Raw genomic sequence first — 25,292 nt, forward strand, 5'->3', positions numbered from 1 at the left:
CCGTATGCAGTGAAAGTTGCACGTACGGTTCTTAGAGGGGCGGCACTTGGTAACAAGTGTCGTCTACTCGACAAAAATGAGTAATCGAAACCCAGTCAAAAAGCCGCTCCCCCAGCGGCTTTTTCACCCTACCCTCTAGGATTTCTCACTCATTTCAGGCACTTTAGAGTTATATCAATAATAACGTCTGCCTCAATAAGGAAATTCTTTGGACTTCGAGCTCGATAACTTCAATGGCATCATCCTTTCTGCCGAAACTGTTCCTAATAGTAATGCCGCGTTCGCTAGTGAGTTGCGCGAGGTACTTGGTTATGCCACAGACAACCGCAAAAACCTGATTTGGTTAACCCTACCCATTGAGCAATCCCACCTTATTGCAGAAGCCACAGCGCAGGGTTTTACCTTTCACAACTGTGAAGAACGCACGATCACCCTGATTCACAAACCTAAGCCCGATACCTTTGTGCCGTTTATTCCTACCCACACCGTGGGTGCTGGGGCGCTGATTCAAAACGACCAGCAAGAGATTTTGCTGATCAAAGAACACGGCATGAAGGGTTACAAATTGCCCGGCGGGCATGTGGAACTGGGTGAGCCTATTGGTGAATCAGTGGTGCGAGAAGTATGGGAAGAAACAGGGGTGACAGCAGAATTTGAGTCCATTTTGGGTATCACCACCAAGCACCCATTTCAGTTTGGTAAGTCCAATATGTACATCGTCTGCAAACTGACGGCGACGGAAGAAACCATCAGCATTCAGGATGTCGATGAAATTGCCGAAGCGAAATGGGTTCCGGTGAGTGAGTTTTTGCAAGACGAAATCAGCTACCCGTTTAATCGCCAAATGGTCGGTGCCCTGCTCAATCAAGATGGATTGGCACTGGTGGAATTGGCAGGCAATACTGGCAGGCACAAAAAACAAGAGACTTTCTTTGCTCAAACCAGCAGTGCGGTTTATTCACCGCTGTCGTTGAATTCCGAGCCAGCATTGAACCTAATGCCCGTTTTGCAACAGCTGTTTATCCGTGAAGCCCAAGGAGAGCTGGTTGAGCAGCCTGAAATCAATACCGATGATCTGAACAGTGAACCATTCCAAAACTGGCTTAAATCCAAGCGTGGTTTCACGAACCAAGATGTAGCGAATACCCGCTGGATAAAAACCTGCACGGGTGGCTACATTACCGAGGTGATGTTCCATGAAAACGGCACGTTAGACGAATTTCGATTGTTCGACCGTTTCCAAATCCAAGGCACATGGCAGCTGAAACATGGGTTATTGGAAGTCGGCATTACCAAGGGCGATAACACCTATCAGTTCACCATTGTCGGCAATCAAGACCACAATATTCATTCTGCGGTTGAGCACAAAAACGGCGAGCTGCATTCTTATCTTAAGTTTGCTCAGGTGAAATAAGGCGAGGCGAAATAGCAGGCGCTTACTCGGCAAATAGCGGGGCTTCATCCAATACGCGCTTTTTGTATTGATTGGGGGTAATGCCAAACATGCTTTTAAAGGTTTTGATGTAGGAAGAGTCGTTCTCATACCCTATTTGACTCGCTACTGCTTGGATAGGCAGATCGTTATCCAGCAGCGCAAGGGAATGCACCATTCGGATGTGCTGACGCCATAAGGCAAACGACATACTGAATTCGCTGGCGAACAAGCGAGACAAGGTTCTTTCCGACGCACCTACTTCTTCCCCCCACTCTGCCAGTGTCTGGTTTTGCGCTGGCGCTTCGCTTAAGCGTTCAAATATAGTCTTAAGCCGTCTGTCTCTTGGTAGCATCGTTTTAAACTGAAAAGGCTCCCCTAAGGCAAACTGGTCGTTTAATACCGCGACTAAATTGCGCAGTATGGCGTCTGATTCTGGTTTCTCACAAAAACGCTCTATCTCAAGCAGCAAGTGGCGCAAGAACGGAGAAAGCGACACAGCTTGAACCTCGGTTGGGCATTTTATATCTGGATCGGAATGCTCTGGGTTTAGCCGCGCAGGATTAAGGTAAATACCAATAAACTGGGTGTCGCTGAGCGCTATGGATTCGTGCTCTACCCCTGCTGGCACAAACAAAATCGAGGTGTGCGGAACCAGAAATCGGGCGTGTTCGGTTTGGGTTTGCAGTAAGCCTTTTAGCGGAAAAATTACCTGATGCCAGTCGTGCCCATGCCAAGCATCCACGTAACCTTTTTCCATTGAGATGCGTTTGAACAGTGCCACGCTGTGCTGCCGAACCTTTATGACTTGGTTAATGGAAACGTCTTGTCGGGTTGGCGTCATCATGTGTCTGGCTATCCTTATCGGCTTTGGTCTTCCACCACTAAGATTGTCCTGTAACTTAAAGGAGACAATCTATGAACGTGCATTTTATCATCCACGAATATTTTGAAAGTGAAGGCTACTTCGGAACGTGGGCCAAAGACAACCAACTTACCACCCATTATTCCAAGCTTTACCTTGGCGACGCGCTGCCCACGAACAGTGACGCGTTTGATTTATTGGTGGTGCTTGGCGGCCCTCAAAACCCCGCGACCACAACTCAAGAATGCGCCCATTTTGATGCCAACAAAGAGCGTTCGCTTATCCTGCACACTATTGAATCGGGCAAGCCTGTGGTAGGCGTGTGTTTGGGGGCGCAATTAATTGGCGAAGCGTTAGGAGCAAAACATCAAACCAGCCCAGAACCCGAAATCGGCAGTTTCCCTATTCAACTCACCCCAGAAGGCATTAAAGACCCTTTGCTGGCTGGCTTTAGCCTAGAAGAACAAGTTGGGCACTGGCACGGCGATATGCCGGGGCTGACTGCCAATGCAAAAGTGCTTGCTGCAAGCCAAGGTTGCCCGAGGCAAATTGTTCGCTATTGCGATTTGGTGTATGGGTTTCAATGCCATCTGGAATTTGTGCCGGAACAGTTCGATGCGCTGATTGAAAACAGCCAACAAGATCTGACTACGTTGAAAGGCAAACCGTTTGTGCAATCCCCAAGCGAGATCAAAGCCATGCCTACTCAACATATGAATGCCTTACTGGGGCAGTTTTTAGATGAGCTTGTCGCTATGTATCAAGCAAAAAAAGCGCAGCGAGGCTGATCCCTCATTGAGCCCATAACAGTAACACCCTGACACCAAAGCAGTGCGAGGCGCCCGTACTTCTGCCACTCTTACCTTGGTTCTCCGTAAAGCCGATAGCCCCAATCTTCAAGCTCTCCGGTGGCGAGTCGACGCTCCACCAGCTTTCTCCATGAATCCACCAAAGGGGCATTCAATAGTGACTGAAGGGCTTCTTCTTCCATACAGCCTGTAAAAATCAAACCAGTGACTTTGGACAGCGGCCATTCTGGAAAAGGACGTTCCATTAAGTAGATGTCGTCCCCTGCTCCGATATGACCTCCTCGCAAAATCCGAAAATACCAACCTGTCCATAACGTTTCTTGCAGCAAAAGAGACATATCAGGGCGATCGAAACGGACATTCAGTTTCCAGCACGGCATTCTTCCTTGGGAAACTTCCACCAAGCATTCACCAATTTGGTAAATATCGCCTAAGCAGATGGTGTCTTCATCCAGCCCTTGGGTACTTAAGTTCTCTCCAAATGCCCCAATTTGATGGAACCTAGGCGCATCACCGAGTTTGGCTACCCAGCGTTCGTAATGTTCGCTGGCATAGGCGTGAAGCGCTTTTTCCACGCCGCCGTGATAACGTTTGTCGGCTTGTTCGTCACCTTCAATCCCTAACTCGTTCACCCAGTAGCGGCCTTCAACCGGGTGTTTGTCGATTCCGCTGCTGACCCCTTCTGCAATTGTGCTGACTTTACCCATCAACAACGATGTGACTGTTCCTACTTTGCGCATGGCTTTTCCCTCCATCCATTTTTCCAGAGCTACAGAATGGAATTACATCAACCCTAGCGGCTGAAACACCGGATTTATCGCCAGCACTTCAAGGCGTGAACTCGTGCTTTTTAACAGGCGTTCCTCACTGTCGGACACAAATACCTGCCGTTCAAACCCTTCTGAAATAGGGAATCCCACCAACGCTATTGCGAGCTTTTCTTTACAGCCTGCCTCGCTTAACGCTTCGATTTGAATGGAAAAAAGCGCTGTATTGTTTTGGGAAATGTCCACGCGATATCTCATTGCTTCTCCTTATTTCTGACCAAGAAACCGTTGTGCTCTATGGGCGGAGCCGACGGTTAAGAATTCTCTTAGTAAGTTATTGCTCAATATTTAATATTAGGATACGTTATTCACCAATAGTGTACAACTAGCGATTTTAGGAAACGCGTGAACATTTTTTAGCCAATAAGAAACACAGGAATTTGTGAGGTAGAAGTGAGATGGGAAAGGTATACAGTTTCTCGGCGGGGCCGGCGATGCTGCCAAGTGATGTGTTGGTAAAAGCACAAAGCGAGTTGTTGGATTGGCAGCATACGGGCATGTCTGTAATGGAGTTCAGCCACCAAAGTGATGAGTTCGCCACTATTAGGGAAGAGACCGAAGCGAGGCTGCGGGCATTGATGTCGATTCCAGATAACTACCATGTGCTGTTTTCTCACGGCGGTGGCAGCGGCCAGTTCTCGGCTGTGCCGTTGAATTTGATCGACCAGCGTGAATCGGCTAGTAAACAAAGAGCTGACTTTTTGGTGTATGGGCACTGGGCAAGCGGTGCTTACGAAGAGGCGAAAAAGTTTTGCCTACCTCGTAAGCTGGATGTTACCTATATTCGAGAAGGTAAGCATGCCATTTCACCAGAGCAAGACTGGCACATCGACCCGAGCGCCCAGTTTGTGTTTGTTTGCCCTAATGAAACCGTCAATGGTATGGAATATCACGCACTGCCTGAAACGAACGTGCCTATTGTGGCAGATATGTCATCTTCCATTCTCTCTCGCCCTATCGATGTTTCCCGTTACGGTTTAATTTACGCGGGTACTCAGAAGAACATTGGCCCTTCTGGGTTGGCGATCACCATTGTCAGAAAGGATTTAATCCGAGCGGATCGCCACAACATTCCTAAAATTCTGGATTATCGCCGTCAGGTAGAGCAGCTTTCGATGGCAAATACGCCGCCTACGTTTGCGTGGTATTTATGTGGAGAAGTACTGAAGTGGGTGGAACAGCAAGGTGGTGTATCGGTACTGTTTGCGCAAAATCAGGCAAAAGCCAGCGTCTTATACCGATGTATTGATGAATCCGACTTGTACATCAATGACATTCACACAGATTACCGTTCAATCATGAATGTGACGTTTAGGATTACCTGCCCTAAAACGGAACAACGTTTTTTAGATCGCGCTCATCAGGCGGGGCTGAAAGGATTGAAAGGGCATAAAGTGACCGGAGGCATTCGCGCCTCCATCTATAACGCGATGCCTTATGAAGGTGTGGAGGCGTTAATCCAGTTTATGAAAGCCTTCGAAAGAGAGCATAAGCCGCAAGTTCGATCTGCGGTTAGTTCGGTAAATAGCCCAACTGCTTAGAGATGTCTTGCGCTGCATTGCTGATCAAATCTAGGCTGCTTTGTTCTACGGTTTCAGAGCTGTCAAAACCGATAAGGATTAGGCTGGCTGCAATTTGCCTGACTGCGTCAAAAATAGGAGCCGCCACTGCTTTAGCACCGGGGATCACAGGGTTTACCTCTTCTCGAACCGAGACAAAATCGGCTTTAATCTGCTCGCAGCTTTCGGTAAAAGCTTGCCACCGCTGTGAATTGTCGCCCAGCTCTTTCTTAGCGAGAACCTCATACGCCGATGTCGGCAGGTTAGCCGCGAAGCAACGCCCGACCGCGCTGCTGGTGACAGGGGCATAAAAGCCGATTTTGAAATTCACCGACACAGGCGAAGGGTGGTCGAGAAAACGAACAATCATTGGGCCGTGGGGTGTCCAAACCGCCAATGCCGCCGCTTGCTGGCTGCTTTGCCTTAGCGCATGAAGAAACGGTTCACAGGTTTGAATGATGTCGGTTCTGCCAAGGATTTTTGCGCCCAGTTCCAGCAACTTAGAACCATGAAGGTAATTCCCTGCGTCGTCTTGCACCACTACGCCGACTCTTAGCAAGCTCGCCAGATATTTGTGCAGTTTGCTTTTCGACATGTCCAGTTGCGCTGCGGCATCGCTCAGTGAAATGGCGTGTTTTTGATCGGCAAAAAAATCAATGATGTCGAATGCTTGCTCAACGGACTGAATGCCTTGGTTTTTCTTTTCCATAGTGTGTCTTCTGGGCGTACTCGAAAGAAGGATTGGACGAGGTACATACTACCGTGAGATGGGCGTTTTACAACGCTGAGTGTAAAGGCAAGAGTAAACAATAGCCTCGGCATTCACCGAGGCACCGGAACATTGGTTTACGCCTCAAGCCAGTTTTTAGACTCGTTTTCCCCTTGAACATAGCTGCCAAGGTGGGTGCTGAAGCGTTTGTTAATGGCATCTTCAATCAAGGTACTTTTCAGCTCCGCTGGGTAAACTCTCAGGTTTTTTATGGTATCCAGCCTTACCCACTCGACATCTTGAATGTAATCCTGATCGTTAAGACCTATCAGGTTTTCCTTGCTTGGTTCTCCCTCATAACTCTCTATCAAGTAAAAAAACTCGGCGTGATATCGCAATGGGTGCTGCTCTTGAAACTCTCGCACACATATCAAATCGCCCACTTTCACTCGCAAGTTCGTCTCTTCTCGAAACTCTCTGCGCAACGCGTCTTTGGTGGTGGAATCTTCATTTTCCATTCCTCCACCAGGTGGGATCCAATACACCCCAGTGTGGTCTTTCACTCTCACCAAGAGAATTTTTTCATCCTCGATAAGAATGCCTGCCGCACGAATTCTATGTTCCATCAATCGTCCTTAAATACATCAATGGCGGCTTGAATCAGCTGCCTGTGAATAGGTACCAAGTCCTGATGCTCGGTTCGGTAGCCGCCGCCCACTACGGAGGCAATGGGAATACCGGCATTTTTTGCTATTGAAAACATATAGTGATCACGTTGATAAATGCCTTCTGTGCTCACCAATAAATAGCCTAGTTCATCATCGGTATGAATATCCACGCCTGCGTCATAAATGATCAAATCCGGCTGGTGAATATTGATCGCCATCTCAACCACTTGCTTAAAACTTGAAAGAAATTCCTCGTCTCCGATTTCACGGGCAAGTGGTACATCCATATCCGATGTTGGCTTTCTGGCTGGGAAATTTTTATCACAGTGGAATGACAAAGTAATGATATCGCTTCTATCTTCACATAGGGTTGCGGTGCCATCACCATGGTGAACGTCGGCATCAATAATCAAAACTTTATCAATGTGTTCGTGGCTCAGTGCTTCATGCGCAGCCAAAACCAAATCGTTAATCAGGCAAAAGCCGCTGCCAAAATCTTTGTGCGCGTGATGGTATCCACCACTCAAATGCAGCGCGATACCGTGTTCAATCGCTTGCTTTGCCGTTTCTACCGTGCCCCCTGCCGAGGTTAAGGTTCGGGTGATCAGTTGTTCACTCCACGGAAACCCGATTCGTCGCATTTTTGCTGCGGGCATTTCACCAGAAAACAGCAGCTGAATGTACGATTCATCGTGCACCGCCGCCACTTGGTCTGCGTTAAGCGCGCGTGGCTCCACAAACGCTAATGTCTCACGCCACTGAGTATCGTGTTCACGCGTTTGAACCACGTTTTCGTACAACCTGCGGTATTTGGTGATCGGGTATCGATGTTTCGGTGGAAGAGAGAGCTCTGAGTAGATCGGGTGATAAATAACCGGAATCATTAATAAATCGTTGTGAAGATGTTTGGAGGAAGTATATACCTTAGCCCACTCTAGTTACTAGGTTCTGTGGACGCAAAACTTGCGGTATAAGCCCTCCCCATTAAGGATAATAATTCTCATTTACAAGAAATAAAGAATCCACTATCGTCTACGTCTTGTTACTTTCTATGGAATGGATATGAACAAAAATCTGATGCTTATTTCAGGCACACTCTTTGGTGCGCTCGCTGCCACGATTTTATTCGCTTTGATTTGCTTTAGCAGTTGGCTTGCCGTTACTCTTCTTATTTCGTGAAAAACGTTGGAATAGACTCATGCCACATGTCGTTATTACAGGCGCAAACCGAGGAATCGGTCTGGCGCTCGTCAAACATTACTTACTCCAAAGCTGGACTGTTACGGCAACTTACCGTAACGCAAAGAATTCCGCAGAACTTATCGCGCTTGCTCAAAATGAAACGGCTCTAACAGCGGTTGAACTCGATGTCACCGACTACCCTGCCGTGAATCAATTTGCCCAGAGCTCGTTTATCAAGAACTCTTGCGCTCAGAACTCGTTTACCAAGAACGTAGGAAGCGTGGATTTATTGATCAACAATGCGGGTTACTACGGTCCTAAAGGGTATGGGTTTGGCAATACCGATGTGGAAGAGTGGCGAAAGGTGTTCGAAATCAACAGTATTGCCCCACTCAAGTTAGTAGAAGCATTTTTTGAGAATCTTAACTCTGGTCAGGGAAAAACCGTGGCATGCATTTCATCTAAGGTGGGCAGCATGGCTGAAAATACCTCTGGCGGCGGCTATCTGTATCGCTCATCCAAAGCGGCGGTGAACTCTGTTGCGAAAAGCCTGCATAACGATCTTCACCCACATGGGTTCCATGTTGTTGCTCTTCACCCTGGTTGGGTGCAAACGGAAATGGGCGGACCAAATGCGCTTATTTCAACGGAAGAGTCTGCAAAGGGGCTTTACGAAGTGATCGAATCTATTGATGCAGAAAAAAGTGGTGGGTTTTACGACTACCAAGGTAATGCGATTCCTTGGTGATTTACCCAAGCCAGCGTTTTAAGTGCTGAACCAATTTTTGCGGTCCTTCTGAGAGCTGGCGACCGAGCCGCGTAATTAAGTGCACCTCACCTTGCTGTAATATGGGGTGCGCGATGGGTATCGCAACCAACTGACCGTCGGCTACTTCTCTTGCCACCACAAACTCCGGCAACAAGGTTACTCCCATTCCAGAACGCACGAAGTGCTTAAGCACCGCAATTGAGTCGGTGGTTAGTTTGGGGTGAAATCGGATTCGTTGCTGAAATTCCGCCATACCAATTAACTGACGCACACCATAGTCCACATCCTGTAGCCCTATTGGGTACTCAAGCAAAGTTTCTAAGGTGACGGGAGTGTCCAACGTTGTCAGTGGATGATCGGGTGGAACAATCGCACAAATAGGCTTAAGCACAATACTTTGAGAACGTATATTGGGGTGTTTACTTGGGTGAAACAACAACCCAATGTGCACTTCGTCTTGCTCGACTTTGCGAATCACATCGTTCGAACCGCCCAAAGTAACTGAAAAGGTAAGCTCGGGATACTGAGCCTGAAATTGAGGTAAAGGCCCCGACATCAAGTCGCCGATAAACCCTTCTCCAACCGCCAACTTTATATGACCGCTTTGCAAACCATGAAGCGACTCTAAACTGGTTAGGCACGCTTCTTGGTTTGATATGGATTCGCGGTAATATTTTAAGACAATATCCCCAGCATCGGTTGTCGCAACGCCTTTGCGATGGCGCTCTATCAGCACGCAGCCGAGCTCTTCTTCCAGCATCGAAATCTGACGGCTCACCGCAGAAGGAGCGACATTGAGCTTGTCTGCCGCGGCGCGAATCGTCCCTAACATCACGGCTTCATAAAAATACGCCACGCGCTTTTCGTTAATTGGGCTCAAACGGTTATTCCGGTTTCAATTGAGCGTGTACAAGCTCAACCCAATAGCTTGCCCCAAGCGAAAGGATGTCGTCATTAAAATCGTAATGTGGGTTGTGCAATTCCGCGCTTTCTTCGCCCACACCGTTACCTACCCATATGTACGCGCCTGGCTTTTCCTGCAACATAAAAGCAAAATCCTCAGCACCCATGCTAGGTGCCATGCAGTGCTTCACGTTTTCTGCCCCGACCAAAGATTCTGCGACCTTTGAACACCTTTCGGCATACTCCGGCACATTGACTGTTGGTGGATACATACGACGATAGTCGACTTCTCCATTCGCTCCGTAGGCTTCACAAATGTGATGAACTTGAGTGCGAATGCGGGATTCCAGTAGCTCTTGCACCTCGGGTGAGAAAGCTCGACAGGTGCCAGATAGCGTTACACTGTCGGGAATGACATTGTAGGCTTCGCCCCCTTGCATCTTAGTGATGCTAACGACCCCAGACTCTAGCGAGCTAAGTGTACGTCCGACAATACTTTGTAGTGATGAGATAAGCTGGCCGGCAATCACCACAGGATCAACACCAAGGTGTGGCATCGCGGCATGGCAGCCTTTACCGGTAATGGAGATATCGAATAAATCCATGGAAGCCATCACAGCGCTGTTATGGACGGCAAATTTTCCTTTTTCTAGCCCTGGCCAATTGTGCATGCCGTACACCGCATCCACGGGAAACTGTTCAAACAAACCCTGTTCGACCATGGCTCGACCGCCCGCTTCCCCTTCTTCTGCTGGCTGAAATATCAAAACGACCGTGCCCGCGAAGTCGCGGTTTTCAGATAAGTATTTCGCGGCACCGAGTAACATGGCTGTGTGTCCATCGTGACCGCAGGCATGCATTTTTCCTTTGTGCTTTGAGCAATAATCAACGTCATTGAGTTCGGTTAGGTTTAAAGCATCCATGTCTGCTCTTAGCCCTATTGCTTTTGATTCATTTACCCCTGAATCGTTCGCTTGTGAACTCGCTAACTTTCCTTTTACTGTTGCAACAACCCCTGTTCCCGCTAAACCGCGGTGTACCTCAAGACCAAAGCTTTCCAGCAATGCGGCGACTTTTTCTGACGTTCTGTGTTCTTCGTATGCGGTTTCAGGGTGAGCGTGTATGTCACGCCTCCACGCCTGCATGTCTTGTTGTAAATCCTCTCCAATGGGCAATTCTGACTTCATATTTACTTCGCCTCTTCTGGGTAGATTTCAATGATTGTGTTGCCAGCGTAGTGGGCAGGAATTCTGACCCCGCCTTCTTCTGTTTGGACGTAATCCACCCCATTTTTGTTCAAATGTTTTTTCGCTTTCTCCATCGAGGTAGTACTCACTCGAATCGCGACGCCAGTGGGGAGTTCTTGTTCACCAATGGGCAAATCGATACCAGAGAATCGAGCGCGTGCAATGTCCGGAGACACGACTTCAAATATTCCTCTGTCGGTTTGAACCTTCAGGTAGCCCTCTTGTAAATCCGTGGCTGCTTCACCATAAATACCGCTGAACCGCGCTTCGAGATCACTTGGGTCATGCGCAATGTACGTTACGCAGGTAATGCCATTTGCACCATTAGGGTGGTTCATCCATTCTTCTACCCACACCAACTCTGGCTTGTGTTGGTGACAGAAGAAATGCGAAATAGAGGGCGTTTCAGAATTGATCAGCATGACCAATGAAACAATCGCTTCTTCTTCCGAGCCGTCGGGGCGATGCGCTACACGCCTAAAATCGACTATTCCGTTGTTCTCAACGCCACGTTCTTCCATCAGTTGGTGATCTTGGCGAGCATCTTCACTGTGCAAGGCAACCAAAGAGATCCCTTCACGTCTTTCTATCGAATTACTGATGAATCGACCAAACGCAAAACCGCGTTCGTTTTTCATGTCCAACGTGCTGCGATCGTAAATGCTGATCACTTCAATGAAGTTTTCGGGAAACATCAACAAGTGGTTATCTGTTCCCCAAGGATGGTGATGCCTTGGGTTAATGAAGAATCCTAGCCTAGCGAAATCTTCACAGGCTTTGTCCATGTCTTTGACAGCAACCAGCGGATGATCGATCCCTAGGTGATTGTTGCTCATTATTGGTTCCTTGGATGACCGATTGGCGTGGAGAACGAACTCGCTACCGTTGTATTGGGCTCAACAGGTTTTACAACTACCGCGCCACCTGCCACTTTGGCGTTTTCGCCGATTTCGATGTTCCCAAATATCACCGCGCCTGCACCAATAAACGCGCCTTTTCGGATTTTAGGGTGCCTGTCTCCTTGGCCTTTACCTGTGCCACCCAAGGTGACGCTTTGGAATATGGTTACGTCGTCTTCAACTACCGCCGTTTCACCGATTACGATACCCACTGCGTGATCAAGAAAAATACCACTGCCAATTTTTGCGGCTGGGTGAATATCAATGCCAAATACGCTGGCCACTTTCGCTTGAATATAGAGCGCCATAGGCTGCATGTCGTTGTGCCAGCAGTAATGGGCAATTCGGTAGCATTGCAATGCTTGGTAGCCACCAAAGTAAAGTAATGGCGTGGAGTGGTCTTTGATGCTGGCGTTGCTTTCCAATTGGCACAGTAAATCTTGCATCGCCGATTGGGCGATATCACCTGAACGCAACATCTGCTCACTCAGGAAGTCGTGCCACTTTTCTGCCCCGCTGTGCTCATCCTTGAGTTTTTCCGCCAACACTGAACAAAGTGCGTCATTAAAGCTGCGTCTTTCAAGGATGTGTCTTTGATAAAAGCCCGCGAGCAATGGCATTTGCTGCATAACTTCGAATGCTTCTCCTTGAATGGATTGCCACAGGCGCGCTTTGTCTACTGTTCTTTGGTAATCGTACATTTGCTTGCTCCTTTGCTACTCCACCGAGTACCCGAATGCCATACTCGGTTCCTTTGCGGTTTCAACCCACACGCTTTTGGTCTGCGTGTATTCTTTTAATCCATCGTATCCGCTAGAACGTCCATACCCGCTCTCTCCGAACCCACCAAATGGCGACATCACATTGATTGCCTTATAACTGTTGACCCAAAAGGTACCAGCGTTAACGTGCGATGCCATGCGGTGCGCGAGACCCACATCTTTTGTCCACACTGCCCCCGCTAAGCCAAACTTGCTGTCATTCGCGATGGTTACAGCCTGCTCTTCATCATCAAATGGAATAACAGAAACCACCGGACCAAATATCTCTTGCTGTGCGACGGACATATCATTGTTTACATTAGCTAAAATTGTCGGAGAATAAAAATATCCTTGCTCTCCGCCTGCAATTTTTGCGTGGTTGCCACCAGCGGCGACTTCCGCACCATCCACCAACCCTGCCTGAACCAAGTTTTGGATATGAGAAAATTGGGTCTGATTATTGATGGGACCGACCATGGTGCTTTCTTCCCACGGCAACCCTTGCGTGATTTTCTTCGTGGCGGATGCCAGCCTTTCTACCACTTGCTCATAAATGCCTTTTTGCACCAATAAACGTGAGCCAGACACACAGCTTTGCCCTGCGGCGGAAAATACTGCCGCTTGTGCCCCTATTACTGCCCGGTCGATGTCGGCATCGTTAAACACAATATTGGCAGACTTACCCCCAAGTTCTAATACGCAAGGAATCACTCGCTGGGCCGCGGCAGAAGCAATAATACTGCCCGTATTGGGTGAACCAACAAACACCACTTTCTTCGTCGCGTTGTGCGCAATCGCGGCTGCGCCCGTTGTGCGCCCCAATCCATTAATTACGTTCACTAACCCTTTGGGAATGCCTGCATTTTCAATTAACTTCACGAGAACCGTTGTGCTTAATGGCGTTAACTCGCTCGGTTTTATTAGGACCGCATTTCCTGCACATATCGCAGGGGCGATCTGCCAACCGCCTGTAAAGATGGGAGCATTCCAAGGGGTAATTTGAGTCACAACGCCATAAGGTTCATGACGCGTATAGTTTAAATGGCTGGTCGGAACCGGAATCACGTCGCCCGTGAGCTTATCGCACCAACCTGCATAGTACTCAAACATTTCAGCGACCTTCGCCACCTCAACGCGACAGTCTCGAATTGGTTTTCCTGCTGATATCGATTCTAACCAAGCGAGATCGTCTGCCGATTGTCGAATGACATCGCCACATTTCCACATGGCTCGCGCTCTTTCTGGTGCTGTTATTTTCCACCAACTTTTTTGCGCAGCAACCGCGGCTTCGGCGGCTTGATCCACCAACGATTCTCCTGCGTCTTTGTAGCTAAGAAAACATCCTGCTGTGGCTGGGTTGGTTAAAAAAAGTTCTTCTCCATCGCCTTCAACTAGACGGCCATTTACCCAACTCCCGAACGTGGTTGAGCCTAAAAGCGTGTTCAACAATGATTCTACTTGCTGTTCGCCATGGTTTTCGACATTCACTTTCATGAGTTTGCCTCCTTGCGCACGTAATCGACAATGCGATTAAAGTCTTCTGAGCCTGAAACGGTGTCTTTACTGTCCGACCAAATCTGGGTGACATTTTCCGATACTGGAAGCGAGAGCTGGCACTCTTCTATGAGTTGTTTGGCTAACCCTAAATCTTTTCGCATCAACTGAGCGGTGAAACCGGAATCGAAGCTTTCATTCAGAATCCATCTCGGGAAATTCACCTCGCTGATCGCACTTCTTCCTGAGCCGGCATTGAGCCCATCAATCAGAAGTTCCGGATCCAACCCCGCTTTCACACCCAAAGTAATGGCTTCTGCCGTGGTAACTAAATGCGCAGCACACAGGAGGTTATTCACCAGCTTGGCGACATGCCCACTACCCGATTTGCCAAGGTGCACCGTTTTCGCGCTCAAAGCGTCTAGATATGGCGTTGCTCTTTCGAGTGCTTCTGGCGCACCTCCAACCAAAATCACCATGGTCCCCGCAGAAGCACCTGCCGCACCGCCACTGAGTGGGCAGTCCAGCATTTGATGCCCAAGCCTGTTAAGCTTTTCGGCTAAACAACGGGTAACATCGGGCTCCGATGTGGTGGTATCCATAATTAATGTGTTGGGTTTGGCGTGCTCGATAATGCCGCCTTCCCCTTCAATAACGGATTGCACGTGTTTTGCTGTGGGTAGAGAGAGAAGGATGTTATCGACTGAAAGGCAAAGGGATTCGGTATCGGGTACCACCGTAACACCTAAAGCTTTAGCGGCTTCCTGTTGCTCAAAAGAAGGGTCCAGCCCATAAACGGTAAACCCTTCGCGAAGGAGTGTCATCGCCATGCCATACCCCATACTGCCTAACCCGACAATACCGATGGCTTGCTGCGCTTTCGTATTTTGATTTTTCGTCTGCTGATCTTTCATTTCGTCACATTCCATTAACACTCAATAGAGTCATAGTAGACAAAGATAAGAAACTGAAGAATGACAACAAAGAGACTTTATTGTTCTAATTTTGGCAACATAGAATTGTGTGGATCTTGAAGGCGGTTATAAATGATGGATAGATAAAAAAAGAGGCGTCGTTAGCGCCTCTTTTGGATTGGGGTCTAAAGACCTTAGGTATGTTGGTCTTGGCTTTACTGTCTATGCCTCAAACAAATACAGGTAGTCGCCGTAACCTTGGCTATCCATTTGCTCGACAGGAACAAACTTCATCGCTGCTGAGTTCATGCAGTAACGCAGACCAGTTGGCTTGGGCCCATCTGTAAACACATGACCGAGGTGAGAGTCGCCAAACTTACTGCGAATCTCGGTTCTTGGGAACACCAATTTAAAATCGGTTTTCTCAACCACATAGCTCGTGCTAATGGGCTTAGTAAAACTTGGCCACCCCGTACCCGATTTGTACTTATCTGTGGACGAAAACAGCGGCTCACCTGTAACTATATCGACATAAATACCCGCTTCTTTGTTGTCCCAATACTTGTTGTTGAATGGGCGTTCTGTGCCGTCTTCTTGCGTCACGTAATATTGAAGATCTGTGAGTTTTGCTTTGATTTCCTTATCCGTAGGTTTCTCATACACCTTCGCTGAGGGGGTATGTTTCGCGTCGATCAATTGGCGCAACGTTTTCGGATTCTCTTTACGATCATCACCAAACACTTCATCTAGGTACTGATCGCGACCAGAAGCAAAGCGGTAGTAGTTGTATTTCAGGCTACTCTTCTTGTAGTAATCCTGATGGTAGGCTTCTGCTGGATAAAACGTGTCAAACTCGATCAATTCGGTTTTCAACGGTTTCGGGAAAATCATCGCCTTATCAATTTCCATCATAAATTGCTCGGCAATCTGTTTCTGCTCCGCATTGTGATAGAACACAGCAGGACGGTAATGTGCACCGCGATCGACGAATGACCCTTTGTTGTCTGTCGGGTCGATATGGCGGAAAAAGTGGTCCAACACTTCTTCATAGCTCACCACATTAGAATCGAACTTCACGCTTATCACTTCGATATGACCCGTTCCGCCAGAAGCAACTTGGCGATAGGTTGGGTTTTCTAGATCCCCGCCAGAATATCCAGACACCACATCCAGCACGCCTGGCAGTTTTTCTAAATCAGATTCGGTACACCAAAAGCACCCACCGGCGAGCGTTGTTATTTCTGATTTACCCGATGCAGCTTTGGTTTCCATTGTATCTGCTGTTCCAGTTTGACTGAGCAAGAAGAACATCACAGGAACAGAGAATCCCACTAATAGTTTCGAGACTGTATTCATAACTTCCTTAACGTCATTTTTATCAATGGAGTTACATAAGAAGACAGGAGTAATCACAAAAAAGTTACAGCGATAATGAAAATTTCTCTCCCTCTTGGAATCGACAGGCAGGAATCTCCTACCCGTACCTATGACCGTTCCTTTGGTTAACGATTTGATTTCACCGTTATATTTTCATTAATCGTATTTTTGTTGGACAGCTTCGCCAATAACCCACCCACTTTATTACGTATTTCTCGTCTATCTACGATCATATCTAACGCGCCATGTTCCAATAAAAACTCGCTTCGCTGAAATTCATCTGGAAGTTTTTCGCGAACCGTCTGCTCAATGACTCGTCGCCCTGCAAATCCAATACGTGCCTTAGGTTCGCCGATGTTTATGTCGCCAAGCATCGCTAGACTTGCCGACACGCCACCAAAGGTTTGGTCTGTTAGTACCGAAATATAAGGCAAACCCAAATCAGATAAACGCTTTAGGGCAGCACTCGTTTTGGACATTTGCATTAGGGACATTAAAGATTCCTGCATGCGGGCACCTCCACAAGCAGAAAAACACACGAGCCCACATTCTGCATCAATAGCAGCCTCCACTGCTCTTACGAAACGAGCACCCACCACCGATCCCATGGAGCCGACCATAAAAGAATATTCAAAAGCGCAAGCCACCACTGGTAACCCAAAAAGTTCACCTTTCATGGCAACTAAGGCATCTTTTTCACCCGTGCTTTTTTGTGCAAGCGCCAATCGCTCTTGATAGCGCTTTAAGTCTCTAAAACCGAGAAGATCTTTTGGCTGGAGTTCGCCCGCAATTTCACATCGGTCTCCTTGGTCCAAAAAGACATCTAACCTGCGTCGTGCCGCCATTCTCATGTGATAATCGCACTTAGGGCAGACCTCTAGGTTTTCCGCTACGGCAGCGCGATAGAGCGTGTGTTCACACGAAGGGCAACGGGTCCAGACCCCATCCGGAATTGTGGATTTTCGTGTTCTGATTATGTTCTTTGTATCTAACAGCTTTTCTAACCAACTCATTGGGTAACCTTATTCAAATACCATACCTATCTGTGAGCACTCTCCAGATAAACCTTTCATGGTATTGCATTGTATAAGCCTACTTTTGGTAATAAAGTGGCGTAAATAGGATTTATAATCCAATAATATGGGACAGTTAGAATGCTAGAGAAGATTGATCAGGTATGGCTCAAGAGCTTTCATTGTGTCTATGAGAACAACAGTTTTAAAAGAGCTTCTGAATTTCTCAACTTACCAACCTCCAACGTGAGTCGTCATATTGCGTTATTGGAAGAGAAGCTAAGCACACGACTTTTCGACAGAACGACACGCAAGATAGCCCCAACGGAAGCCGGCGAGCAGCTTTACACTCGCACACAACCTTTGCTCAATAAACTTAATGATGCGCTTGAAGACATCACTCAACACACGAGTGAAGCCATGGGACAACTTAGGGTTCTGATGCCCGATTCTCCTGCATTGGCTGAGGCTGTTGTATCTTTCTGTTCTCAGAACCCTTCCATTTCCTTGTGTTGCGATACCAGCATTCACCCGAAAGAGGATTTGCTGGATGGGTTTGACGTTGTTATGAGTTTCCACCGCGGGAAACTTGCCGACAGCAATTGGATCGCAAAAGAGATTAAACGCTGGCCAAGTGTGGTGGTGGCGGCACCGAAACTCATTCAAGTTCACCCTTCCCCTTTTCGGATTACCGATTTAAATCATGTACCTTGTATTAGCAGTTTCTCCGTTTTGAATGGCACTCCTTGGATCTTCAAAAATAAAAAGGGCGAACTTATCACACAGAAAGTGAACTCGTCATTTAGGGTGAACAGCGGGCATCTTGCTAAATCAGGGGCGTTGGCTGGTCTTGGGTTTGCCATACTTCCAGCGGAGTTTTGCTGTGATGAAATGAATTCAGGTCTTCTCAATACCATTGAACTTGAATATGAACCTGAAGATTTGGTCCTGTATGCGTTTTATGCCTCTAGAAAACATTTGGCAAAGAAAACCGCCATGTTCATTGAACATCTATTGCAGCAATCAAAAGCGGGTTAGCTCTTTCTCGCTGCAATATTTTTGTAGGCGGATCGTTCTATTTTGGGCAAACGCCTGATAGCGTTTTGCCAGACCACACCGCCATATGTTGATTCTGAGCACTTATCGAATTCAGCCAATTTGCATCTCAAGATCGGATTCAATGGTTGAAGAACAAGCAAGCACATAGCCTTGTTTGATTTCTTCTTCGGTTAGCGTTTCTTGGCTGGTGGAGGAAACACTGCCTTTATTCACTTTACACTTACATGACCCGCAAATACCGCTTCGGCACGCAATAATAAGAGGTAAACCGGCCCCTTCTAAAACATCTGCCAATACCTGCCCTTTCTGAGCTTCAATGGTTTGAGCAAAGTCTGGAACGGATACAACCGCCGCTTCATCTGACACACTTGATTCTTCATGAAGTTCTGGCGTAAAGCTTTCTTGATGGAAGTTTTCCATGTTAAAGCCAAAACCCACCAGAAAACCTTTAACATCTTGCATGAATTGGTTCGGACCGCAAAGATAGACCGTACGTTGGTTAAAATCTGGCACTAACTTTTGTATCCAATCAGCGTCCAGTCGACCTACCGGGTGTGAAGTCTCACCACCATTTTTCAGCAGTAGCTTGAGGCTAAAGTGGGGATAAACGGCATGGTAGGTCTCAAGCAAATCAAAATAGATGGTTTCTTGGGGTGAACGCGCAACGTGCAAAAATTCAACGTCAACATCGAGATCATTACTCAACCAATCTTTGGCCATTGCAAACACAGGGGTAATTCCACATCCAGCACTGATCAGTAGCGCTTTCTTTTTGCCATTATGCTCTATTGGCGGGTGGTCAATACTATTAAAATCACCCGTAGGGGGAAGCGCTTGAACGGTATCTCCAATCAGGAGTTTGTCGATAATGAAGTTAGATACTTTCCCACCTTCGACGCGTTTGATGGTCAGTTGCAGGTAATCACCACCAGAAAGTGAACTGAGTGAATAAGCACGGAATTCCATTTTCCCATCCACTTCAACTCCAAGGCTGATGAACTGACCCGCTTTAAATTCAAACAAAAGTGATTCAGTAAGGTCTGCCAGTATCAAGCTGACTGAATCAGCCGTTTCATGGTATTTGTCAACACATTGTAATGTCACTGGTTGACTGTCTTTCCATTCAAAAAACATAACATTCTCTAAAATTGTTGGAGACTCGATAGATAAACGCGCCCCCAATTAAGGAGGCGCGAGATGAGCGTTGCGGTTACGCTGCAAGGATAGTTTTTAGATCGTCCTGAACATTGCCAATGCTACGCATATCGAACTTCTCTTGAATAATCGCAATCAGATTAGGGGTTAGGAATGCAGGTGCCGTTGGACCGGTGTAGATACCTTTGACACCCAGCGCAAATAGAGTGAGTAGAATCACAATCGCTTTTTGTTCGAACCAAGACAAAACCAGTGTTAGTGGTAGCTCGTTGATGTCGCAGTCGAACTCTTTTGCTAATGCTAGGGCAAGCTGAATAGCGGAATACGCATCGTTACATTGCCCTACATCGAGCAAACGCGGAATGCCGTTGATATCACCGAAGGTATTTTTGTTAAAACGGAATTTACCGCAAGCCAACGTTAAGATCAGGGTGTCTTCTGGCGCTTCTGCCGTGAAGTCGGTGTAGTAGCTGCGCTCTGCTTTGTCGCCATCACAACCGCCCACAAGGAAGAAGTGTTTGATGTTACCTTGCTTCACTTGGTCTATCACTGCTGGAGCCGCATTCATCAATGCATTACGGCCAAAACCAACCGTGATGTTGTGTTCTATTTCATCATGCTGGAAGCCTGCCTGCGCCAAAGCACAATCCACAACCTGAGTAAAATCATCGCCTTCAATGTGTGCGACACCTGGCCACCCTACAATACTGCGAGTAAACAGGCGGTCGGCGTATTGCCCCATATCTGGATTCAACAGGCAATTCGATGTCATTACGATGGCACCAGGAAAGTTGGCGAATTCTTTCTGCTGGTTTTGCCACGCACTGCCATAGTTGCCCACTAAGTGAGAATACTTTTTCAGCTCTGGGTAACCGTGTGCAGGCAACATTTCACCATTGGTATATACGTTGATGCCTTTGCCTTCAGTTTGCTGAAGGATTTTCTCTAGGTCATGAAGGTCATGACCCGATACCAGAATACATTTGCCTTTTTTTGTCTTCACGTTAACGGATGTTGGTTCAGGGTGACCAAACGTCGCCGTTTCGCCATGATCGAGCATTTCCATCACTTTGTAATTCATTAGACCAATGCGCATAGAGCAGTCTAAAAGCTCTGCTAAGTCTTCAGGGTCAGTACCTAGCCAAGCCATGATTTCATGGTATTCCGCAAAGATGTCATTATTCGTCTGTTCAAGCACACGCGCATGCTCCATATAAGCAGCTGCGCCTTTTAAGCCATACAGGCATAGTAAGCGCAGACCAATCACGTCTTCGTGCACTTGATCCTTTCCGCGATTTAAAGCAACTTGAGGGGCAAACGCCAATATCTCTTCAGCGCTACTTGGAAGTTCAAAGTTCGCAACTTCAGGCACGTTACTCAGGCTTTCATTTGCCAATATTGCAGCTGAAGTGACCTGTTCTTTTAGAAGGGCTTTGTAGGATGCAGCCTGAGAAGTCAGCTCTAGGATACGTTTTGGATCGAAGTTTACGTTGGTCAACGTAGAGAAGAACGCCTTCGGTGCCCATTGATTAATTTCATCGTTGATAATGTTGAATTTAAACGCGTGTTCAGCCCAAAAAGAAACCCCTTGCAGAGTGTAGACCAACACATCTTGCAAGTCGGATACCTCTGAAGTTTTGCCACACATTCCTTGTGCAAAGGAGCAGCCCTTCACGGTGGGGGTTTGAATTGTCTGTTCACATTGAATACAGAACATATTGGGTTCTCCAGTGATTATAGTTTTAGTCGATTTATTTACCACTGAACAGCAGATAACATGCCAACATGTATCCAATTGATTTTGTTGAATTTAAATGAATTTAAAGTGAATGGTTGATGTATATCTGACAACGCCCGCGATGTCATAACAACAACACAAAAATAGAAAGAGCTCTTTAGAAGAGCTCAATGCGGTTACTGGAAAAGAGGCTTTAGGAAAAGACGTATTAGAAAAAAGTGTTACTGGTTTACCCCAAGTTTTTTACCCATTCGATATAGATTCCCGCGATCCATCTGCAAAAATTCAGCAGCCTGTGCCCAAATTCCATTGGTTTGCCCCAAAGCGTGTTCAATTAAGTCACGCTGGTAGCTTTCAACTAACTCTCGCATTGGCTGGCTTTCATTTGGCAAATAATGGGATGTTATTTTTACATCATCCAGTACAAGTGAAGTATCGAAATGATTGAGCATAATGGTACTCGCACCTTGCTGTATGCTGTGTAACGCTGCGCGAGTTAATGTGTGCTCGAGCTCGCGAACATTGCCGTGCCAAGGTAGGGATTCTAATTGCAGCAGTACTTTAGGATGGACGTGTAAATTCGGTGCATTAAATTGCTGGCGTACTTTTTCTAATAAATACCCTGCCAAAACAGGAATATCCCCATCACGCGAGCGAAGTGGCGGTACCTGAATTGGGAAAACATTCAGGCGATGAAACAAGTCAGCACGAAAAGCCCCTGATCCCACCTCTTTTTCTAGCTGCCGATTTGTTGCCGCAATGATTCGGACATTGACCATTAAATGTTGATCACTCCCCACTCTTTGCAATTCACCTTGCTGAATCACCCGCAATAATTTTGCTTGAAGAATCAAAGACAGCTCGCCTACCTCATCAAGAAATATGGTTCCACCATCAGCCAACTCAAATTTACCAGCGCGATGACTATTCGCACCAGTAAATGCGCCTTTTACATGACCAAACAATTCACTCTCTGCCAATCCCTCTGGCAAAGCGGCGCAGTTTACGTAAATCATTGGCTTATCGCTGCGATGAGACTGCGCGTGAACCGAGTGCGCCACAAGTTCTTTACCGGTTCCTGTTTCACCAGTAATCAAAACGGCGTAATCCGACTGAGCGACAGTAGCGATGTTGTTGCGTAGCTGGTTAATCTGGGGGCTTAACCCTACCATCTCACCGTGTTGGGAACGAGCTTGTTGAATAAGGGTCTGCGTGACACTTTTCTGCTTCTGATTTTGGGATTTGAGCGCTTTTAGCTGAGCAATATTTCGTAATGTTGCCGCAGTAAGCGCGGCAAACGTCTCTACGGTGATAGGGTCAATACCATCAAATGCCCCTATTTCCAGCGCATCCATCGTCAATGCACCGACAAGTTGCCCTTCCACATAAAGGCTAAAACCCATGCAATCATGTACATCCATGCATTGATTTTCAGTAAGCAGTACTCCATCAAACGGATCAGGCAACGCGCAGTTCGCATCAAAACGCACCGGTTCTCGGCTTTGAATAATAGCCTCCAGACGAGGATGCGTTTTTGGGAAATAACGACGCCCTAATACTGATTTCGACAGCCCTTTCACCGCAACAGGAGTAAGAAAACCATCCTCATCAAAGATAAACAAACAGCTCGCATCACACGGGAATATTTGCGCAACCCCATCAATGAGGTTTTGATATTGCTGCTCGTGTGAGCGATTTGAGCTTAAATTAAGGGCAATATCGAGAAGTACGTGGTGGGCTGTTGGAGTCATAAGATGCCTAGGATCTGTTGGATGAAGGCATGCTAACAACTCGATGTCCTTTTAACATCAAAATGTCACAGAGAATGATGTTCCGTTGACGACGATCAAATGAATCGTAGATCCCGCTTCCCACACACGACTGTTTAAGAAGGTTAACGAAATTTCCCTATCGAGTTTGATTAACTCTTTTTGGTAGAAGCTCCGCGCTTTCTCGTAGTCCCTGATTTTTTCGCTGTGCTTTTTCCAGTGCTGCGACGTTTTTTGTAGGCTGGGCGCTCAACTTTGGGTAAGTGCCTAAGCGATTCTGGAACCGGGCCAAGTTTTACTGTTTCCATTAAACCCGTAATTTTGGATTCCAATGCTTGCATAAAAGGTTGGTAAGCTTGGTTGCGCTCTGCCATACCTTGAAGTTGATGTTCCCAATTGGCGGTCATGTCTGGGTAGGTGGACTCGTTCGGCAGAGCATGGATCAAACCTCTACCGGCCGGAGAACTTAAAATAGATTTGCCTTGGCGAGTAAGCAATTGGCGCTTGAATAGAGTGTCTAGAATGCCAGCTCGTGTGGCTTCTGTTCCTAACCCATCGGTTTCACGTAGGATTTTTTTGAGCTCTTTGTCTTCCACAAATCGGGAGATACCCGTCATGGCTTGAAGTAATGTGGCTTCAGTGAAATGCTTGGGCGGTTCTGTTTTTCTGTCTTTGATTTCACCTTCACGGCAAGTGAGTACCGTTCCTTCTGGTAAGGGAGGAACCGTATCGACACCTTCTTCTTTCTCTGCTTTGTCTTTCCCCATCAGTATTTTCCATCCAGGATCAATCAACTGCTTACCAGACGCAACAAATGTTCCGCCAGCGATATCAAAGATCAACTTGGCTTCTGCAAATATGGCTGGTGGGTAGAATTGCATAAGATACTGACGGGCAATCTGTTGGTAAATCTTCATTTCATTACCAGACAGCCCGTTTAACGACGCTTTTTTGGGTGTTGGAATGATGGCGTGGTGGGCATCGACTTTGCTGTCGTTCCACGCTTTCGATTTACGGGACAAGTCTGCACCTTGAACCGCCTGAGCAAGCTCTTTAGCGTTATTACCAATAGCATCGGTTACCGACGCAGCTTGCCCAAAATGCTCCACTGGTAAATATCGGCTATCTGAACGTGGGTAGGTAATCAGTTTGTGTTTTTCATACAGCGATTGACAAACATTCAGCACATCTTGCGCACTCATACCAAAACGTTTTGCAGCATCGATTTGCAATGCGGAAAGTGAATAAGGGAGAGGCGCGGCTTGCTTGGTTTGTTTTTGTTCCGATTTCGTTACCGTAGCGGGCTGATTAGCGATACGTGAGGCGACGTTTTCTACCAGTTTTCGGTTGAGTACTCTGCCTTCTTCATCTTGCCAAGGCTTACAGGCTTCGCTCGGTTTCCAGCGAGCACGAATATCAAAGCTGCCATTTTGATCTTGATATGGGATCAGCGCATGAAGGGTAAAATAGTCTCGCGGGACAAAATTCTCGATTTCTTCGTCTCGGCGGACCACCAAACCAAGCACTGGGGTTTGAACACGCCCTACCGATAAAACGCCTTGATAACCGGCTTTTTGACCAAGCAGAGTATACGCTCGCGACATGTTCATGCCATACAGCCAGTCGGCTCGGGAACGAGCGAGAGCTGAGACAGAAAGGGGAATGAAATCACGGTTACTGCGAAGCTGAGAAAGTGCACGCTTGACCGCAGGCAAGTTTAAGTCACTGATCAGCAACCTTTCCATGTTCTCTTTTTTGCTTTTAGGGACTTTGCAGTAATCAATCACTTCGTCCACCAGCAGTTGCCCTTCACGATCCGGGTCGCCAGCATGAACAAGGTGGCTGCTTTCCTTTAACAGCTTACGGATCACCGTGAGCTGTTTGCTTGACGTCTTACGAGGTCTGAGCTGCCATTGGCCTGGAACAATCGGCAGGTCATTCATGTTCCATTTTTTGTAACATTCATCGTAGACATCGGGCTCCACCTGTTCCAACAAGTGACCGATACACCAAGTAACGATGTCACCATTCCCGCAACGAATAAAACCATTTTCGTTTTTTTGAGGTTTGGGTAGAGCAGCAGCGATCGCGCGCCCTAAGCTGGGTTTTTCGGCAATGATGAGTCGAGACATAAACGTGAAAA

At 47.1% G+C, this 25,292-nt stretch carries 23 protein-coding genes and 1 pseudogene; 6 read left to right on the forward strand and 18 right to left on the reverse strand.

What is annotated here, in order from left to right:
* Positions 1–208: 208 nt before the first annotated feature.
* Positions 209–943, forward strand: a pseudogene (locus Q8W40_RS25090) (NUDIX domain-containing protein); the annotation flags it as partial.
* 54 nt (positions 944–997) lie between these two features.
* Positions 998–1,414 (forward strand): hypothetical protein, encoded by a 417-nt coding sequence (locus Q8W40_RS25095; RefSeq protein WP_305401258.1) that lies wholly within the window; start codon positions 998–1,000, stop codon positions 1,412–1,414.
* A gap of 22 nt (positions 1,415–1,436) precedes the next feature.
* Here the strand turns inward: Q8W40_RS25095 and Q8W40_RS25100 are convergent, their stop codons facing one another.
* Positions 1,437–2,276, reverse strand: coding sequence for an AraC family transcriptional regulator (locus tag Q8W40_RS25100; RefSeq protein ID WP_370693432.1), 840 nt, complete (start codon positions 2,274–2,276; stop codon positions 1,437–1,439).
* Positions 2,277–2,350: 74 nt separating this feature from the next.
* On the opposite strand from Q8W40_RS25100, the gene Q8W40_RS25105 reads away from it, so the two are divergent.
* On the forward strand, positions 2,351–3,085 hold the full coding sequence (locus Q8W40_RS25105) for a glutamine amidotransferase-related protein (RefSeq protein WP_305401175.1): 735 nt from the start codon (positions 2,351–2,353) through the stop codon (positions 3,083–3,085).
* A gap of 71 nt (positions 3,086–3,156) precedes the next feature.
* Here the strand turns inward: Q8W40_RS25105 and Q8W40_RS25110 are convergent, their stop codons facing one another.
* A complete protein-coding gene (locus Q8W40_RS25110) occupies positions 3,157–3,846 on the reverse strand; it encodes an MOSC domain-containing protein (RefSeq protein ID WP_305401177.1) in 690 nt (229 codons plus the stop codon).
* 42 nt (positions 3,847–3,888) lie between these two features.
* Positions 3,889–4,131 carry a hypothetical protein gene (locus Q8W40_RS25115; protein ID WP_305401179.1) on the reverse strand — a complete coding sequence of 81 codons (243 nt, stop codon included), beginning with the start codon at positions 4,129–4,131 and terminating at the stop codon, positions 3,889–3,891.
* Positions 4,132–4,331: 200 nt separating this feature from the next.
* On the opposite strand from Q8W40_RS25115, the gene serC reads away from it, so the two are divergent.
* Entirely contained in the window at positions 4,332–5,474 is a 1,143-nt protein-coding gene (gene serC / locus Q8W40_RS25120; RefSeq protein ID WP_305401180.1) for a 3-phosphoserine/phosphohydroxythreonine transaminase, read from the forward strand.
* Here serC and Q8W40_RS25125 read toward each other — a convergent pair.
* The 3 genes from Q8W40_RS25125 to Q8W40_RS25135 all read right to left on the reverse strand — a co-directional run bounded on the left by Q8W40_RS25125 (position 5,446) and on the right by Q8W40_RS25135 (position 7,753).
* The gene (locus Q8W40_RS25125; protein WP_305401181.1) at positions 5,446–6,201 is read right to left on the reverse strand and encodes an IclR family transcriptional regulator; all 756 of its coding nucleotides are present in this window, start codon (positions 6,199–6,201) and stop codon (positions 5,446–5,448) included. The two genes, serC and Q8W40_RS25125, sit on opposite strands and share 29 nt — an antisense overlap.
* 137 nt (positions 6,202–6,338) lie before the next feature.
* Positions 6,339–6,827: an NUDIX domain-containing protein gene (locus tag Q8W40_RS25130; protein ID WP_305401183.1), complete on the reverse strand. Its 489-nt coding sequence runs from the start codon at positions 6,825–6,827 to the stop codon at positions 6,339–6,341.
* Positions 6,827–7,753, reverse strand: coding sequence for a histone deacetylase family protein (locus tag Q8W40_RS25135; protein ID WP_305401185.1), 927 nt, complete (start codon positions 7,751–7,753; stop codon positions 6,827–6,829). Before Q8W40_RS25135 ends, Q8W40_RS25130 begins: the two co-directional genes overlap by 1 nt.
* 314 nt (positions 7,754–8,067) lie before the next feature.
* Here Q8W40_RS25135 and Q8W40_RS25140 point away from each other — a divergent pair, with 314 nt between their 5' ends.
* Positions 8,068–8,799 carry an SDR family oxidoreductase gene (locus Q8W40_RS25140; RefSeq protein WP_305401187.1) on the forward strand — a complete coding sequence of 244 codons (732 nt, stop codon included), beginning with the start codon at positions 8,068–8,070 and terminating at the stop codon, positions 8,797–8,799.
* 1 nt (position 8,800) lies between these two features.
* On the opposite strand, the gene Q8W40_RS25145 is transcribed toward Q8W40_RS25140, so the two are convergent.
* The 8 genes from Q8W40_RS25145 to accD form a co-directional block, all read right to left on the reverse strand.
* Entirely contained in the window at positions 8,801–9,700 is a 900-nt protein-coding gene (locus Q8W40_RS25145; protein ID WP_305401189.1) for a LysR family transcriptional regulator, read from the reverse strand.
* A 4-nt stretch (positions 9,701–9,704) separates the two neighbouring features.
* Positions 9,705–10,910 (reverse strand): M20 aminoacylase family protein, encoded by a 1,206-nt coding sequence (locus Q8W40_RS25150; protein WP_305401191.1) that lies wholly within the window; start codon positions 10,908–10,910, stop codon positions 9,705–9,707.
* Between the two features lie 2 nt (positions 10,911–10,912).
* Positions 10,913–11,806: a VOC family protein gene (locus Q8W40_RS25155; RefSeq protein WP_305401193.1), complete on the reverse strand. Its 894-nt coding sequence runs from the start codon at positions 11,804–11,806 to the stop codon at positions 10,913–10,915.
* Positions 11,806–12,570 carry a serine O-acetyltransferase EpsC gene (epsC, locus tag Q8W40_RS25160; protein ID WP_305401195.1) on the reverse strand — a complete coding sequence of 255 codons (765 nt, stop codon included), beginning with the start codon at positions 12,568–12,570 and terminating at the stop codon, positions 11,806–11,808. The genes Q8W40_RS25155 and epsC overlap by 1 nt, the downstream gene beginning before the upstream one ends.
* Before the next feature lie 15 nt (positions 12,571–12,585).
* On the reverse strand, positions 12,586–14,124 hold the full coding sequence (locus Q8W40_RS25165; RefSeq protein ID WP_305401196.1) for an aldehyde dehydrogenase family protein: 1,539 nt from the start codon (positions 14,122–14,124) through the stop codon (positions 12,586–12,588).
* The gene (locus Q8W40_RS25170) at positions 14,121–15,038 is read right to left on the reverse strand and encodes an NAD(P)-dependent oxidoreductase (protein WP_305401198.1); all 918 of its coding nucleotides are present in this window, start codon (positions 15,036–15,038) and stop codon (positions 14,121–14,123) included. Before Q8W40_RS25170 ends, Q8W40_RS25165 begins: the two co-directional genes overlap by 4 nt.
* Positions 15,039–15,260: 222 nt before the next feature.
* Positions 15,261–16,394, reverse strand: a complete 1,134-nt coding sequence (gene msrB / locus Q8W40_RS25175; protein WP_305401200.1) for a peptide-methionine (R)-S-oxide reductase MsrB — start codon at positions 16,392–16,394, stop codon at positions 15,261–15,263.
* Positions 16,395–16,540: 146 nt separating this feature from the next.
* Complete coding sequence (accD, locus tag Q8W40_RS25180) at positions 16,541–17,428, reverse strand: acetyl-CoA carboxylase, carboxyltransferase subunit beta (protein ID WP_305401202.1); 888 nt, start codon at positions 17,426–17,428, stop codon at positions 16,541–16,543.
* Positions 17,429–17,569: 141 nt separating this feature from the next.
* Between accD and Q8W40_RS25185 the strand changes: the two genes are divergently transcribed.
* Positions 17,570–18,466: a LysR family transcriptional regulator gene (locus tag Q8W40_RS25185; RefSeq protein ID WP_305401203.1), complete on the forward strand. Its 897-nt coding sequence runs from the start codon at positions 17,570–17,572 to the stop codon at positions 18,464–18,466.
* A gap of 111 nt (positions 18,467–18,577) precedes the next feature.
* Here Q8W40_RS25185 and Q8W40_RS25190 read toward each other — a convergent pair whose 3' ends face one another.
* From Q8W40_RS25190 to Q8W40_RS25205, 4 genes are all read right to left on the reverse strand, one after another.
* Positions 18,578–19,621: a hybrid-cluster NAD(P)-dependent oxidoreductase gene (locus Q8W40_RS25190; protein ID WP_305401204.1), complete on the reverse strand. Its 1,044-nt coding sequence runs from the start codon at positions 19,619–19,621 to the stop codon at positions 18,578–18,580.
* A gap of 76 nt (positions 19,622–19,697) precedes the next feature.
* The gene (hcp, locus tag Q8W40_RS25195; protein WP_305401206.1) at positions 19,698–21,359 is read right to left on the reverse strand and encodes a hydroxylamine reductase; all 1,662 of its coding nucleotides are present in this window, start codon (positions 21,357–21,359) and stop codon (positions 19,698–19,700) included.
* A 242-nt stretch (positions 21,360–21,601) separates the two neighbouring features.
* Positions 21,602–23,131 carry a nitric oxide reductase transcriptional regulator NorR gene (norR, locus tag Q8W40_RS25200; protein WP_305401207.1) on the reverse strand — a complete coding sequence of 510 codons (1,530 nt, stop codon included), beginning with the start codon at positions 23,129–23,131 and terminating at the stop codon, positions 21,602–21,604.
* 170 nt (positions 23,132–23,301) lie between these two features.
* Positions 23,302–25,281, reverse strand: a complete 1,980-nt coding sequence (locus Q8W40_RS25205) for a DNA topoisomerase III (protein ID WP_305401209.1) — start codon at positions 25,279–25,281, stop codon at positions 23,302–23,304.
* Between the last annotated feature and the right edge of the window lie 11 nt (positions 25,282–25,292).

Origin of the sequence: Vibrio penaeicida (assembly GCF_030689305.1) — a bacterium.
Classification (GTDB): domain Bacteria; phylum Pseudomonadota; class Gammaproteobacteria; order Enterobacterales; family Vibrionaceae; genus Vibrio; species Vibrio penaeicida_B.

Excerpts from the sequence above, each read along its gene's own strand:
- Q8W40_RS25095 (WP_305401258.1), top strand. The coding sequence starts at position 998 with ATGCCCGTTTTGCAACAGCTGTTTATCCGTGAAGCCCAAGGAGAGCTG.
- Q8W40_RS25100 (WP_370693432.1), bottom strand. The coding sequence starts at position 2,276 with ATGACGCCAACCCGACAAGACGTTTCCATTAACCAAGTCATAAAGGTT.
- Q8W40_RS25105 (WP_305401175.1), top strand. The coding sequence starts at position 2,351 with ATGAACGTGCATTTTATCATCCACGAATATTTTGAAAGTGAAGGCTAC.
- Q8W40_RS25110 (WP_305401177.1), bottom strand. The coding sequence starts at position 3,846 with ATGCGCAAAGTAGGAACAGTCACATCGTTGTTGATGGGTAAAGTCAGC.
- Q8W40_RS25115 (WP_305401179.1), bottom strand. The coding sequence starts at position 4,131 with ATGAGATATCGCGTGGACATTTCCCAAAACAATACAGCGCTTTTTTCC.
- serC (WP_305401180.1), top strand. The coding sequence starts at position 4,332 with ATGGGAAAGGTATACAGTTTCTCGGCGGGGCCGGCGATGCTGCCAAGT.
- Q8W40_RS25125 (WP_305401181.1), bottom strand. The coding sequence starts at position 6,201 with ATGGAAAAGAAAAACCAAGGCATTCAGTCCGTTGAGCAAGCATTCGAC.
- Q8W40_RS25130 (WP_305401183.1), bottom strand. The coding sequence starts at position 6,827 with ATGGAACATAGAATTCGTGCGGCAGGCATTCTTATCGAGGATGAAAAA.
- Q8W40_RS25135 (WP_305401185.1), bottom strand. The coding sequence starts at position 7,753 with ATGATTCCGGTTATTTATCACCCGATCTACTCAGAGCTCTCTCTTCCA.
- Q8W40_RS25140 (WP_305401187.1), top strand. The coding sequence starts at position 8,068 with ATGCCACATGTCGTTATTACAGGCGCAAACCGAGGAATCGGTCTGGCG.
- Q8W40_RS25150 (WP_305401191.1), bottom strand. The coding sequence starts at position 10,910 with ATGAAGTCAGAATTGCCCATTGGAGAGGATTTACAACAAGACATGCAG.
- Q8W40_RS25155 (WP_305401193.1), bottom strand. The coding sequence starts at position 11,806 with ATGAGCAACAATCACCTAGGGATCGATCATCCGCTGGTTGCTGTCAAA.
- epsC (WP_305401195.1), bottom strand. The coding sequence starts at position 12,570 with ATGTACGATTACCAAAGAACAGTAGACAAAGCGCGCCTGTGGCAATCC.
- Q8W40_RS25165 (WP_305401196.1), bottom strand. The coding sequence starts at position 14,124 with ATGAAAGTGAATGTCGAAAACCATGGCGAACAGCAAGTAGAATCATTG.
- Q8W40_RS25170 (WP_305401198.1), bottom strand. The coding sequence starts at position 15,038 with ATGAAAGATCAGCAGACGAAAAATCAAAATACGAAAGCGCAGCAAGCC.
- msrB (WP_305401200.1), bottom strand. The coding sequence starts at position 16,394 with ATGAATACAGTCTCGAAACTATTAGTGGGATTCTCTGTTCCTGTGATG.
- accD (WP_305401202.1), bottom strand. The coding sequence starts at position 17,428 with ATGAGTTGGTTAGAAAAGCTGTTAGATACAAAGAACATAATCAGAACA.
- Q8W40_RS25185 (WP_305401203.1), top strand. The coding sequence starts at position 17,570 with ATGCTAGAGAAGATTGATCAGGTATGGCTCAAGAGCTTTCATTGTGTC.
- Q8W40_RS25190 (WP_305401204.1), bottom strand. The coding sequence starts at position 19,621 with ATGTTTTTTGAATGGAAAGACAGTCAACCAGTGACATTACAATGTGTT.
- hcp (WP_305401206.1), bottom strand. The coding sequence starts at position 21,359 with ATGTTCTGTATTCAATGTGAACAGACAATTCAAACCCCCACCGTGAAG.
- norR (WP_305401207.1), bottom strand. The coding sequence starts at position 23,131 with ATGACTCCAACAGCCCACCACGTACTTCTCGATATTGCCCTTAATTTA.
- Q8W40_RS25205 (WP_305401209.1), bottom strand. The coding sequence starts at position 25,281 with ATGTCTCGACTCATCATTGCCGAAAAACCCAGCTTAGGGCGCGCGATC.